General features: G+C 35.8%; 14 protein-coding genes and 1 riboswitch. Of the genes, 1 reads left to right on the forward strand and 13 read right to left on the reverse strand.

Features of this window, described 5'->3' with window-relative positions:
- Positions 1-12 precede the first annotated feature (12 nt).
- Together MKY02_RS15820 and trhO are read right to left on the reverse strand one after the other, a co-directional pair.
- Complete coding sequence (locus MKY02_RS15820) at positions 13-321, reverse strand: hypothetical protein (protein WP_076065222.1); 309 nt, start codon at positions 319-321, stop codon at positions 13-15.
- 95 nt (positions 322-416) lie between these two features.
- Complete coding sequence (trhO, locus tag MKY02_RS15825) at positions 417-1,379, reverse strand: oxygen-dependent tRNA uridine(34) hydroxylase TrhO (protein WP_340711514.1); 963 nt, start codon at positions 1,377-1,379, stop codon at positions 417-419.
- A 382-nt stretch (positions 1,380-1,761) separates the two neighbouring features.
- On the opposite strand from trhO, the gene MKY02_RS15830 reads away from it, so the two are divergent.
- Positions 1,762-2,016 carry a GlsB/YeaQ/YmgE family stress response membrane protein gene (locus MKY02_RS15830; RefSeq protein WP_038190907.1) on the forward strand — a complete coding sequence of 85 codons (255 nt, stop codon included), beginning with the start codon at positions 1,762-1,764 and terminating at the stop codon, positions 2,014-2,016.
- Positions 2,017-2,366: 350 nt separating this feature from the next.
- Here MKY02_RS15830 and MKY02_RS15835 read toward each other — a convergent pair whose 3' ends face one another.
- The 11 genes from MKY02_RS15835 to MKY02_RS15885 all read right to left on the reverse strand — a co-directional run bounded on the left by MKY02_RS15835 (position 2,367) and on the right by MKY02_RS15885 (position 13,554).
- The gene (locus MKY02_RS15835; protein ID WP_038190910.1) at positions 2,367-2,786 is read right to left on the reverse strand and encodes a hypothetical protein; all 420 of its coding nucleotides are present in this window, start codon (positions 2,784-2,786) and stop codon (positions 2,367-2,369) included.
- Positions 2,787-2,996: 210 nt separating this feature from the next.
- On the reverse strand, positions 2,997-3,578 hold the full coding sequence (locus MKY02_RS15840; protein WP_038190912.1) for an ECF transporter S component: 582 nt from the start codon (positions 3,576-3,578) through the stop codon (positions 2,997-2,999).
- A 162-nt stretch (positions 3,579-3,740) separates the two neighbouring features.
- A riboswitch (FMN riboswitch) is annotated at positions 3,741-3,878 on the reverse strand.
- An 89-nt stretch (positions 3,879-3,967) separates the two neighbouring features.
- Complete coding sequence (locus tag MKY02_RS15845) at positions 3,968-5,749, reverse strand: ATP-binding protein (RefSeq protein ID WP_038190915.1); 1,782 nt, start codon at positions 5,747-5,749, stop codon at positions 3,968-3,970.
- On the reverse strand, positions 5,742-6,458 hold the full coding sequence (locus MKY02_RS15850; protein WP_038190918.1) for a response regulator transcription factor: 717 nt from the start codon (positions 6,456-6,458) through the stop codon (positions 5,742-5,744). Before MKY02_RS15850 ends, MKY02_RS15845 begins: the two co-directional genes overlap by 8 nt.
- A gap of 119 nt (positions 6,459-6,577) precedes the next feature.
- Positions 6,578-7,768 (reverse strand): c-type cytochrome biogenesis protein CcsB, encoded by a 1,191-nt coding sequence (gene ccsB / locus MKY02_RS15855; RefSeq protein ID WP_038190921.1) that lies wholly within the window; start codon positions 7,766-7,768, stop codon positions 6,578-6,580.
- Positions 7,768-9,456 (reverse strand): cytochrome c biogenesis protein ResB, encoded by a 1,689-nt coding sequence (locus tag MKY02_RS15860; protein WP_038190925.1) that lies wholly within the window; start codon positions 9,454-9,456, stop codon positions 7,768-7,770. Before MKY02_RS15860 ends, ccsB begins: the two co-directional genes overlap by 1 nt.
- Before the next feature lie 13 nt (positions 9,457-9,469).
- A complete protein-coding gene (gene resA, locus MKY02_RS15865) occupies positions 9,470-10,003 on the reverse strand; it encodes a thiol-disulfide oxidoreductase ResA (RefSeq protein ID WP_038190928.1) in 534 nt (177 codons plus the stop codon).
- A 253-nt stretch (positions 10,004-10,256) separates the two neighbouring features.
- Positions 10,257-10,988, reverse strand: a complete 732-nt coding sequence (locus MKY02_RS15870) for a pseudouridine synthase (protein ID WP_038190931.1) — start codon at positions 10,986-10,988, stop codon at positions 10,257-10,259.
- A gap of 196 nt (positions 10,989-11,184) precedes the next feature.
- Entirely contained in the window at positions 11,185-12,186 is a 1,002-nt protein-coding gene (locus tag MKY02_RS15875) for a D-alanyl-D-alanine carboxypeptidase family protein (RefSeq protein ID WP_235175779.1), read from the reverse strand.
- 17 nt (positions 12,187-12,203) lie between these two features.
- On the reverse strand, positions 12,204-12,803 hold the full coding sequence (gene scpB / locus MKY02_RS15880; protein ID WP_038190934.1) for an SMC-Scp complex subunit ScpB: 600 nt from the start codon (positions 12,801-12,803) through the stop codon (positions 12,204-12,206).
- On the reverse strand, positions 12,769-13,554 hold the full coding sequence (locus MKY02_RS15885; RefSeq protein ID WP_038190937.1) for a segregation/condensation protein A: 786 nt from the start codon (positions 13,552-13,554) through the stop codon (positions 12,769-12,771). Before MKY02_RS15885 ends, scpB begins: the two co-directional genes overlap by 35 nt.
- Between the last annotated feature and the right edge of the window lie 2 nt (positions 13,555-13,556).

Here is a 13,556-nt window from a genome sequence, read left to right on the forward strand (position 1 = left end):
CAATAATATCTATTATTCTAACTCAACTGCTAGTTCAACTATTTCTCCTTCATGTTCTTCTAATAATTCCAAGATGTCATGATCATCTATATAAAAATCATTGGCAAATTTAATGCCACCATAACCATCTTTTCCTTCAAAGCAGAAGATTTCAGCTGTACCTCTATATTCTTGTAATTGAGACTTTTGCAAATGTAGGTTCATTTGTACGTCTTCCCCATCAAAATCAATAAAGTATTTTGCGAGCGCAGTTTTATCTATGTAAAGGATATTGGGTCCTTTCATTTTTTGAATAATAATTGTTCCTTTTAAAGTCGGCATAGTAAATTCCTTTCTGCTTTTTTGGCATATTAAACGGATAAAAGGCTGCCAGTGTATGGGAGATCCCGACATATGGCAGCCTTCTATAAATTTGTTTAAGCGATTACTTCGCCAATTTGTGCTAAACGTTCTTTTACTTCAACCTCAGTTAAACCATTACGAGGGATATAGCGATTACGAGGATGTACACGACATTCATGAGTACAGCCACCTAAATGCTTATCTTCATTTTCTTTTGAAGCGATAATTTGCTTGTTACATTCAGGGTTTGAACAATTAATATAACGTTCACAAGGTTCGCCATCAAAATGATCACGACCTACGATTACATGCTCTACTTGATTCACGGGTACAGTTAAACGTTCGTCGAAAACGTAACATTGACCGTCCCAAAGCTGACCTTTAGCTACAGGGTCTTTTCCGTAAGTAACGATACCACCGTGTAATTGACTCACATCTTCAAAACCTTCACGTTTTAACCAACCTGAGAATTTTTCGCAACGAATTCCACCCGTACAGTAAGTTAAAATTTGCTTACCTTCTAGTAGTTCTTTGTTGTCGCGAATCCAGTCTGGTAAATCGCGGAACGTTTCGATATCTGGGCGAATCGCGCCTTTGAAGTGGCCTACATCAAATTCGTACGTATTACGTGCATCAACGATTACTGTATTCTCTTCTTGCATCTTCTCTAAGAATTCTGCTGGCTCTAAGTAATTACCTGTAATTTCATGCGGGTTAACATCGTCTTCTAGGCTTAAATTTACAAGTTCAGGTCTTGGACGTACATGCATTTTCTTGAAAGCATGTTGCTCTGATTCATCAATTTTGAAAACGATACCGTCAAAGCGAGGATCAGCTTTCATATGAGCCATGTAAGCATCTGTTTGTTCCACATTTCCTGAGACTGTTCCATTAATACCTTCTGAAGCGACTAAAATACGACCTTTTAACTCAATTGATTTACAGTATGCTAAATGCTCTACAGCAAATGCCTCTGGGTCTTCAATCGTTGTGTAAAAGTAATAAAGTAAAACGCGGTAATTCAATGTTGTTTCCACCTATCGAGTATATTTGCAAGATATAGTTATAGGGTTTTAATGTATAGCATTATTCTTGCATTTGTTGTTTAATAGTACTTTTCAAAAAGAGCACCTCTATCATTATACATCATTATTCTGTTTTTTGTTGGGAGACGATTGAGGGACTTTTGAAGGAATAATGGAAACAGGGTTGTTAATTAAATAATATAGCGTAGCTACCGCTCTTTAGCATATTCTAATCCAAGGAGGCCTAATTTCACTTTATTACACAGTGCTACATTTGAATATAGTAATTCTTTATCACTTGCTCAAATTTACACCACAGTATTAATTGGCTTTTACAGGTTTCATATTTAGTCTACAGGGAATTAGTACCTTAAGATTATAGGGAGGTTTACATATGTTTAGTTTTATTTGGTTTTTGATTATTGGAGGAATTTTGGGGTGGTTAGCAAGCCTAATTATAGGTAAAGACATCCCCGGAGGAATTATTGGCAATATTATTGCAGGTATTATTGGAGCTTGGATAGGTGGTAATTTATTTGGTCAATGGGGACCAGCCTTAAGCGATTTCTATATCCTACCAGCTTTACTTGGTTCAATTATATTAATTTTAATAGTAAGTTTCATAATGACCTTAACTCATAAAGAATGATGAAAGCCTGAGCGTTATGCTCAGGTTTTTTTCTTTTCTTTGTTTAATATAAATGTAAGAGAATCACTAAATTCTTTTCCCACCTTTTCCCTTGAAAATATAATGATAAGTGAGCGGATAATAAAGTTACAACGTGTTATTAAAAGAATTAATGAATAGATAATGATAAGAGCATAAATTGATTATTGTTGTCAAAATATGCTCTCAAAGTATAACCGAACAATTTATATCGGCACTTCTTTTTCTTCCTACAGCTATTAGTAATCCTGTTTCTTTAGCTTTTTTTCACTTTATTGTTATCATAAAAAAAGCAATGAGATATAGGGCCTCATTGCTAATTGATGTTAAATTCAAATATTCTGCTCTTCATAAGAATATTGCGTCATACGAATAGCGACTTTACGTAACATTAAATCTACGAAAAAGAAAACGCTTCCTAAAATGAAGCCAGCAGTAGCAGCTGTTATTATTTGAAGTGACCAAACTCCACCTTGTGAGTAATATGCAACTGTAATCGGAATGACAATTCCTGTTCCGAAAGCCATATGCAATAGTAGAGAGTAACCTCTCACATTCATTTTACGCTCTGCTATTCGATCTGCTATATACGAAGCTAATAAACCGTATGTAAAAATAATTGGAACGACATATACGGTTAATGCAAATGCACTGTGTAGAAAATGTTCATCTGTTTGCATAAATAATAAAGGTAATGTAAAAAAGGCAATTATTGATGTAAAAAAGGAGCTTAATAATTTTCGTTCAGCCATTCACATACATCCTTTCTTTTATGGAAGTTAATCTCGATATATCGAATAAATTATATAACATTGTAAAATCACAAGTTATATATTCTCGTTTTTACATCATTATCTTACTCAATGTACTGAATATTCTATTTATTAACAGTATTATACATTCATTCAACGTTTTATTCAATTATAAAAGCCGATGTCTTTTTACAAACATCGGCTGAAGGTTTAATTTAAATAATGCATTCGTTGTTTTTCAATCCATTTTTTCATGCTATTAAACAATAGCATGAATATAATCATGACAATGAATCCTTTTATAATATTAAAAGGTAAAACACCTAGTACAATCATTTTCGTTAATGCTGTTCCAGTTGTAGCTGGGACATTTAAAAAGTACGTATACATAGGTAAGAATAGTACATAGTTCAGTAAACTCATACCTACTGCCATCGATAGTGTACCAATGACAAACCCAGTAGTTAGGCCCTTTGTACTTGAAAGTCGTTTATAAACAAAATATACCGGCATGATAAATAATACACCTGTTGTAAAGTTTGCAATATGGCCAACTGGCATACCTGTAGGACTCCCTGAGAAAATCCAATCTAACACGTTCTTAAATAACTCAACTAGAATACCTGCTAGTGGCCCCATGGTGATTGCTGCGATTAAGGCTGGCACATCACTAAAGTCCACTTCCAAAAATGCCGGAAACGGTGGTAGAGGGAAGTTAAATAGCATTAAAACAAAAGAAATACTACTTAACATTGCAATTGCAATCCTCTTCTGCAACTTCATGTTCTTCATAATACTTTTCTCTCCTTTTGTAGATCCACTTCAAAAAGAGGAAAGGTATAGTCGTTGTTGCTATGCAAAAAAATACCCTTAAGCACATAGTGTACTTAAGGGAGAATTTAGGCATAGTCAAATAAGCGTCTTATTGATACTCAAATTGAAAGACGACCGTACCTTCACCTTCTCCCATCCAGACTATACTGTCGGCTTTGGAATTTAACCAAATCCTGCCTTGCGGCTCGCGGGCTCAAGAGTATTGCTTAGTTCTCTAATACCGCCGATCGGGAATTTCACCCTGCCCCGAAGATGAACCATAATTTAATTGTAATACACTATAACTATATGCAAAAAAACACGAATTGTAAAGTCTTCTAACTTACAATCCGTGTTTTACATTTAATTTACATTTTTTCAATTGGTAAATAGAATGTGAATGTAGTTCCTTTATCAACTTCACTTTCCACTGTAATTCTACCCTTATGTGCTTCAACAATATTTTTGGCAATGGCAAGACCTAGACCAGTCCCACCCTTACCACGTGTTCTAGCTTTATCAGCTTTATAGAAACGCTCAAATACATACTGCAAATCATCGGCAGGTATCCCTGCACCGTTATCTTTTACTTGAATGCGTGCAAAGGATAGCTGACGGTCTACAATAACTTCTACACTTCCTTCGACTAGTGTATGACGTATGGCATTGTCAATTAAGTTTGTTAATACTTGTTCTATACGGTCTTCATCCATTTCTAAGTGAAGTGTATCTTCGATTGTTGTATTAAATGTCAGATTTACGTGTTTCTCTTTTGCTACTTGAACAAATTTTTGCGTAATTCTTTCAATAACAGGTGATATTGGAACAGAATCTTTATATAAACGCATATGTCCTGATTCCATACGAGCTAAGTCAAGCAAGTCTGTGACTAAACGCCCCATTCGTTGCGACTCATCATAGATGATTTTAATCATTTCTTTACGTTCTTCTTCACTTGAGACGACATCATCCATAATCGCTTCACTATAGCCTTGAAGCATCGCTATTGGAGTTCGTAATTCATGTGAGACATTCGCTATAAAGTCTGAACGTAATTTATCTAAACGATGCTCTTCCGTTTTATCTCGTAACACAGCTACTGCACCGCGCACGGAATTTCCACTATATAACGGGCTAATTGAAATCGCATAATAGGATCTTTCAATTTCAAGCTCTACTTCCAGCTCTTCTTCCAAGTCTAAAACGTGGTCAAGCATATGATAAATTTCAGCAGGAATAGGTTTATCACTATTGGCACTCTTATTGATAAACCATTTTTGTAGTAAAAGTTCCGCAGGTGGATTGCTGACCAAAATGGTACGGTCACGATTAAACGTAATTACTGCGTCTGTCATCGATGTCAATATACTTGATAGCTGTTCTTTCTCTTGGTTAATTACTTCTAAGTGGTGTTTAAGTTGTTTGCCCATTTGATTGAAAGCAGTCGCTAATTGACCAATTTCATCATTTTGTAAAACAGGTACTTTTGTTTCAAAATTACCTTTTGCTAATTCAAATGCTGCTTCTCTCATTTTACGAAGAGGAGACGTAATTCGAGTTGATAAGAAAAACGCAAAGAAAGTTGTCAACATCAAAGCAATTGCCGCCGCTAGAAAGACAATTTTAGTCGTTTCTTCTGTCGTCCTATGTATAGCGTCTGGGCTTTGATAAATAAATATGGCTCCGTGTAGTTCGCTTTCAACATCTATAGGAAAAGCTAAAACGATGTAAGACTCCATATGTTCTTTTTTCGTTGTTGAAGGAAGCATCATTTCTTTTACAACTGGTGCATTCGATGTAAATACTTTATCAAATGCTTTTTCATTAAGAATTTGTTGTTTAATTCCCTCTTGATTAAGTCCCTCTTGTAATGAAAAAGAAACTTTACCTGGTTTCTCGGCGATTAATGCATTTGTTTCATCACTCAGAACATCTGAAATAATAGCCTTTGTAGAGTCCGTTGTTTCACGGTCATTGATAATACGAGCAATTGTGGAAGCTTCTTGACGTAATGAGGACTCTGTTTGTTTAGTATGGTAGTTTGATAAAAATTCGAGCATTAGTACAGTGAAAACAAACAATACAAAAGAAACGAGAAGCAATATGGTTACCCATAGCTTCCCGACAACGCTGTTCCACATTCTATTCATTGACTACCTCAAATTTATAGCCAACGCCCCATACCGTTACAATCATTTTTGCCGCATTTTCAGAAACACGGTTTAGTTTTTCACGTAAACGTTTCACATGTGTATCAACTGTACGTAAATCTCCAAAAAAATCATAATGCCATACTTCTTTTAATAATTGCTCTCTGTCGAATACTTTATCTGGTGATTTTGCTAAAAAGTACAATAATTCGTATTCTTTTGGTGTTAAATTGACTTCTACACCATCAGCAGAAACTCGGTGTGCGTCATGATCGATTGTTAAATGTGGGAAGACGACTAAATCTTTTGATGCAGAAGTTGTTGTAATTGGTGAGAATGCTGCAGAACGACGTAAAATAGCTTTTACACGTAAAACCACTTCACGTGGGCTAAATGGTTTTACAATATAATCATCAGCTCCTAGTTCGAAACCTGATACTCGGTTTGCCTCTTCACCTTTTGCCGTTAATAGAATAATTGGCGTTGTTTTTTTATCACGAATTTCTTCACATACTTGTAAGCCATCTTTTTCAGGCATCATTATATCAAGGAGAATACAATGGTACTCATTTGCTAATGCCTTTTCCACTGCTTCTTCTCCGTCTTCAGCTTCTTCTACTACATACCCTTCACGTTCTAAATACATTCTTAACAAACGGCGGATTCTATCCTCATCGTCTACTACTAAAATTGAAATTTGTTCATTCACAACTATTCCTCCCAAAACCATCTATATGTCTATTGTACAATCAGCCTATCGAAATGAAAAGAAAAGCCCTTCCCTATAAAGGAAAAGGCTTTAGCTTTGCAACAATCCCAAGCTGATTATTAACCAGCGTAAGAGTGAAGACCTGCTATGATTAAATTAACAGCAACTAGGTTGAACATAATGATAACAAAACCAATTACTGCTAACCAAGCTGACTTCCCACCTTGCCATCCTTTTGAAAGGCGTAAGTGTAAGAATGCTGCATAGAATAACCATGTGATAAGTGCCCAAACCTCTTTAGGATCCCAGCCCCAGAAACGAGACCATGCTTCTTGTGCCCAAATCATCGCGAAGATTAATGCACCAAGCGTAAATACTGGGAAGCCAATTAATACCGAACGATAACCAATTTCATCCATCAATTGTGAGTTTGCACGTTTTGCGAACGGTTGCATAATAACCGCAATTGGTTTACGAATGATTAAACGAATTAAACCGTATAAAAGCGTACCAATTAGGATTGACCAAACTACTGTTGTCAATTTTTTTGCATTAACAATTGCTGGTACGTCTGCAATTGGTTGCATTTTATCTGCGGTTAATAATTCAGATTGATGCATCCCGAACAGCGCCGGTGTGTTATACGTAATTTCTTTAGTATTACCATCTTTATCTACGTAGCTAAATTCCGCTTCATAGCCTGTTACGTTAAATGTCGTTGTAACTGCTACGAAACCTAGTACTAGTACTAAGGCGTACATAACAACTTCTATCCAGAAACTTTGTTTAGATTTTTTTGTTAAGTCAATATTTTTTAGTAAGTAAATTAAACCTGCAACAGCACTTATTGCTAGAATAGATTCTCCAATTGCTGCTGTAATTACGTGAATATATAACCAGTAACTTTTTAACGCTGGAATTAATGGGTTTACTTCACGAGGGAACATACTAGCGTAAGCAATAATAATAATTGCGATAGGTAAGGCAAAGAGTCCAAGTGCCGGCACTTTATAGATAAAGTAAATTAAGATAAATGCTCCTACAACGAACATGCCGAATGCTGTCGTGAATTCAAACATATTACTAACAGGTGCATGTCCAGCATACACCCATCTAGTAATGAAATAACCTAGATTTGCTATGAAGCCAACTAGCGTAATGATAATCGCTAATGAACCCCATTTTTTTCCTGCATCAGCTGATTCGTCTTTTGAACCACCTTTGACTGCACCACCAAAAAGTAAAGTAGCTATTAGGTATGCGACGAACGCTACAAATAGTAGATTTCCGCTTAAGTCAATTAAACTCATTAGATGTTGTCACCTTCCTTTTCTTTGTCTTTCAATTTCTTCTCAGCATCCTCTGCTTTTTGATCTTCATCATGTTGATCTACATAAACCGGAAGATGAGCGTACTCCGTAACTGCATCCAAATCTTTTTTCATACTGAACCAGTTTTTGTTTGTATGCGATGCCATTAATAAACGACCATCTTTTGTTTTTAATAGCCATAAGCGACGGTGGCTCCAATAAGAACCGATTGTGACACCTAACATAAAGATTATGCCACCTAACATTAGTATCATAAGTGTTTTATCTTTACGGACTGTTAAGCCTGATACGTTACGTGTATCAACAGCACTAAATTTCATTTTATACTTAGTTTCACCTAATGGCTCAAGTGTTTGTTTAATAGCTACAAAGCTTGTTTCGCCTTTTGGTGTTTCAGGTGTATACATATCAAAAATAAATGCTGGATTATTTGGTAATGGTGAAGCTGTTTGTGGTTCTCCGTCTTCAAAACCTGCAAAGTCTGGGAAGTATTTTTTCAAGACAACTTTACTATCTTTTCCAACTTTATATTCTTTTTCAGGATTAGTTAAATCAATTGCTACTGATCCTAGGGATTTCTCCGACTTTTTATCAATTAAATCAAAGTGCATCGTCTTTAACTCATTCAAGCGGAAATCCATTTGATAAAGTGCATAACCATCATATTTCAACGGCTTATTTACGATTATCGGCATTTCTTTCACTAGAGTTAAATTAGATGTATCACCAGGAACTGAGTCTTCTGGTGCTTTATATAACTTAACATCTGTTTGATAGTTTTTCGCAACAGCGTTGACCGCTTTTTTAGATTCATTAAATTCTTCTTTTTGTTCATCTTTTGAATACGTTTCAAAAGTGAATTTTTTACTTTCTAAATAAAAGCCTTCCATTCCTGGAATAGCCATTGTTTCGCCTTCACGGATCCAAAGTGTTTTATCAATGTAAAAACCTGGCATTAAGCGAAGCATAACACCAAATAGGAAAATGATTAAACCAACATGGTTGATATATGGACCCCATCTAGCAAAACGACCTTTTTCAGCTAATAACGCGCCATCTTCACGACGAACATTGTATTTCATTTCTTTCATTTTCGCTTCTGTTAGATCAAATGCTTTATCAGCTTCTTCTGATGACATTTCACCAGAAGCAAAAATACGTTGTCGTTTCAAGAAGTTTTCATGACGTTTTACTCGTTGATTTTTTAGAGATTTGTATAGTGGAATTCCTCGGTCAAGACTGGCAACAATAATCGAAATACCAAGCATGCCGATTAACGTCTGGAACCACCATGAACTATAAATATCTGCTAATCCTAATTTATAGTAAATCGATCCGAAAGTACCATAAGCAGCTTTATATGCAGCAGCAGCGTCTTGATATTCTGTAAGAGATACATAAATCACTTGAGGTAGAAATGTACCAATGCCCGCGGCAACTAACGTGATAATAATAATTGCAACTCCAACTTTTACACTTGAAAAGAAGTTCCAAATTTTATCAATAATCGTTGTGTTATACGTTTTTGAACGAATCGCGGTTCCTTCATAACGCATATCTGCTAATTTTCTGCTCTTTTCTTCTTCAGTAAGTGGGCTACCACATTTCTCGCATAAAGTTGTGCCTTCTGGGTTCTCGTGACCGCATTCACAAATAATTTTTTTCATCTTCTAGAACTCCTTACTCTGGCTTGATACTTGAAAAGAATTCAGCTAACATTTCTTCTGTCAATTCGCCTTCATGTACTCGAACAACTTTACCTGTTGGATCAATAAATATAGAAGCTGGTAAGTTATTTACATTATAAGCCCTTGTGACACTTTTTGTTTTATCGATTACAACTGGGAATTTTAAATCGAAGTCAGAAATGAAATTTTCTACTTCAAAAACTGTTTGTGCTTGGTTAATAGATAATACTTCTATACCTTGGTCTTTAAACACCTTATACTGATTGTTCATTGCTGGCATTTCTTTTTTACAAGGTTTACACCAAGTACCCCAGAAATTCAACATGACACCCTTACCTTTATAATCAGATAAGCGATGTGTTTGACCATTTAAATCCACTAGAGAAAAATCTGGTGCTTCTGCCCCAACTTTTAATAATCGAACTTCATCCTTCGTAGCTGTTGTATATATGGTATAACCAATTGCTACTACAAGAATTGCTAAAATCAGCGTTCTTACATAAAATCTCTTTTTCTTTTTATCCATACTCGAAGTAGACCTCCTAAAAAACATCCGAAACAATCTACCTAATTATAGCAAAGTTTTGAATGACGAAATTTTGAATATTTGAAGTGTTTGTGAACGTTTCCATTCTGAGCATAGTGTTTTTATATCATTTTTTTGTAGGTTGCCTCGTGTTGTTTTATGCTATGTAAAATTGGTTAAGACGTCTAGAAAATACTAACTAAACGCCTTGTACCTATTTTGGAATGTTAACGGTTATTGACATACATTAGGTTTAACCTATCTTACCTGTCTCAGCTAATACTCTTAATTGTTTCACTTCATGATGTGTCAATTCTCTTGACTCACCTGCATTCAATCCATGCAATGTTAAAAAAGCAAACTGTTCACGTTTTAATTTTTGTACTGGGTAACCTACTGCTTCAAACATGCGGCGCACTTGACGATTACGGCCTTCATGAATTGTTATTGCTACAATCGCCTTGCCTGATTTGCTATCTGAAGACATTAGTCTCACGCGTGCTGGTGCAGTCTTTCCATCCTCAAGCATAACGCCACGCTCTAATTGTCTTAATGCTTCTCTTGTAGGAATTCCTTTTACACGTGCTACATATGTTTTATCAATTTTGAATTTTGGATGTGTAAGTTGGTAAGAAAATTCACCATCATTTGTTAAAAGTAGCAAGCCTGAAGTTTCATAATCTAAACGACCAACAGGGAAAATGCGTTGTTCAACTTCGGGGAATAAATCTGTTACTGTTTTACGACCTTTATCGTCTGTTACAGCTGAAATAATACCTCTTGGTTTATATAGAAGATGATATACTTTACGTTCTTTTTCTAATTTAACTCCTTCTACTTCTACTGAATCAGAAGGAGAGACTTTTGTGCCAAGCTCTCTAACTACCTGTCCATTGACTTTAACTAAGCCTTGCTTAATCATTTCTTCTGCTTTTCTACGTGATGCAATACCTGCATACGCTATTACTTTTTGTAGTCTTTCCATTCGTTCACCTCATAAGTTAAATACTATTAGCCTGTCCAAAATTATGGCACACTTTCTACTATAAGAAAAGTATTAGTACCTTAATTAAGTCCTTAACTAATATGTTTGTAAACAGTTTATCTGCTTTTTATATCACTTTTTTATATAAAATCGAAAAAGGCTGCTAATATAAGCAGCCTTTTCTCTACTCAACCATTTATTTCCACTGTACATCAACAATAGCATCCTTAACTGGTTGGTCATCTATATAAAATGACCATCTACCTATCGAGTCTTTAGTTTTGGACCTAGGTAACTGTAAGATATGTTTTACCTTTTTTACTTCTTTCTTCGTCAGAAGTAAGTGCTGTGGCTCTGTTAATTTAATATTAATATCTGATTGTACAGAATACGTACCTTCTTTTGCTATTACTTCATTCGTATAATGTTTAAACACGTAATCAGCAAAATTACTATGGACAACCCAATCATTACCCTCATTGATCGTTACTACAATTACCTTTTTTCCATCTTTTTCAAAATAAGTAGCAAGTGTTCGTCCTGCTACTTTTGTATAGCCTGTTTTACCAGCTATCGCAAATTTGTTATTACGAACGAGCTTATGCTTATTTTCCCATAGTGTCCCGTTCCCTGTAGTACCTTTAAAATATTTTGTAGAAGCTATCTTCTCAAATTTTTCATTTTTCATGGCAATTCGTAACATTTGAGCTGTGTCATATGCAGAAGCTAAGTGCTTTTCATTGTGGAGTCCTGACGGATTTTCAAAATGCGTATTTTCCAAACCATAAAAGAGTGCGGTATCATTCATCATTTTAGAAAAACCTTCTAGAGATCCACCTGCAGCTTCTGCTATTGCCGCAGCTGCATCATTACCTGAACGTAACAATAGTCCATAGAGTAATGTTTCTAATGTTGTCTCTTCTCCAGCAGTTAAATAAATGGAAGACCCTTCACTCGTTGCTGCTCTTTGAGAAATGGTAACTGGTGTTTTTAAATCCAAATTCTCTATTGCAACAAGCGCAGTCCACATTTTCGTCAAACTAGCAATTGGTAAGGGTACATTTTCGTTAGACCCCGCTAGTAATCTCCCTGTCTCTGCATCAATGACTGCATATGAACTTGATGCAGCGGAACTAGGCGTCGTAGTAATTAGTAGTAAAACTACCATCAATAATCCGATTATATATCGGCGAAGCAATCGCCCACACCTTTCTTCTATTCTGAATCTGAATCTTGGAAAGCTTCTTGGAACTTAGACATGAATAAATCTGGGTTTTCATTAGATGAATCAGTTTCACCCATAGGTAAATCTGGTAATTCGTTTAAATCTTTCAAGCCAAAGTAGTTTAAGAACTCCTTTGTTGTGCCATATAATATTGCTCGGCCAGTTCCTTCAGCTCGACCTACTTCCTGTACTAAACCTTTTGAGCTTAAAGTATGTAGCGGTCGTTCACTTTTTACACCACGTAAATCTTCAATTTCTACTCTAGTAATGGGTTGTTTGTATGCAACAATGGCAAGGACTTCTAGTGAGGCTTGTGATAATGATTGACTAGGCGGGTTTTCAACAAGTCGCTGAATCGTATCTGCAAGGGCAGGTTTTGAAGTAAGCTGGTAGGTACCAGCTAATTCTTTCAGTGTAATGCCACGCCCTTCTTCTGTGTTGTAATGATGAGCTAATTGTTCCAAAGCTTGTGCTACCTTCTCTTCTTGCTCCTCTGTTAAGAAACTTAGTTGTCTGATAGTTAAACCATCTTCACCAATTACGAAAAGTAAGCTTTCAATTTTGCTCATCAATTGATTCAAGTTGTTCATCGTTCAAATCTTCCTTCCGTAATATTACCGTTAAATCTTCAAAGTTATTATTCTGCTCTACTGCTATTATTTGGCGTTTCATCAATTCTAGTAATGATAAAAATGTAATAACCAAAGTTGATTTATCTTCATAAGGGAATAGATCGAAAAAGCTTGAGCGTCCACCTGCTAATTTTAGCACACCCATCATAGTTTTCATTTGATCCTTTATGGAAACATCGTGCCTAGTAATTTTAGTCGTTAATGGCGCTTTTAGATGTTTTCGTCTAAGCATTTTTTGAAAAGCACCGACCATATCAAACACATTCACAGACGTTTCAAATAATGCTAATTGCTCTGCTGGAGCGAATGCTGAAAGATCCGCTGGCGGTCTTGTAAAATATTGCGCACGAGACGACTCTAAGTCTTTTAAATTCACTGCGGCATCTTTAAATTTTCTATATTCAATTAATCGGGCAACGAGCTCTTCACGTGGATCGGGCTCATCCATGTCGAATTCCGTTTCATCTAACTCCCCTTCATGGATTGGTAAGAGCATTTTACTCTTAATCGCTAGTAAAGATGCCGCCATAACTAAATATTCACTTGCTTCATTCAATTCAAGTACTTGCATTGCACGAATATGCTCCATATACTGAGCCGTAAGCTCCGCCATTGGAATATCATATATATCAATTTCCAAGCGATGAATTAAATGTAATAATAGATCGAGAGGTCCTTCAAAGGCCTCGAGTTTTACTTCATATGACATAG

Source organism: Viridibacillus sp. FSL R5-0888 (genome assembly GCF_038009105.1).
Taxonomy (GTDB): Bacteria; Bacillota; Bacilli; order Bacillales_A; family Planococcaceae; genus Viridibacillus; species Viridibacillus arenosi.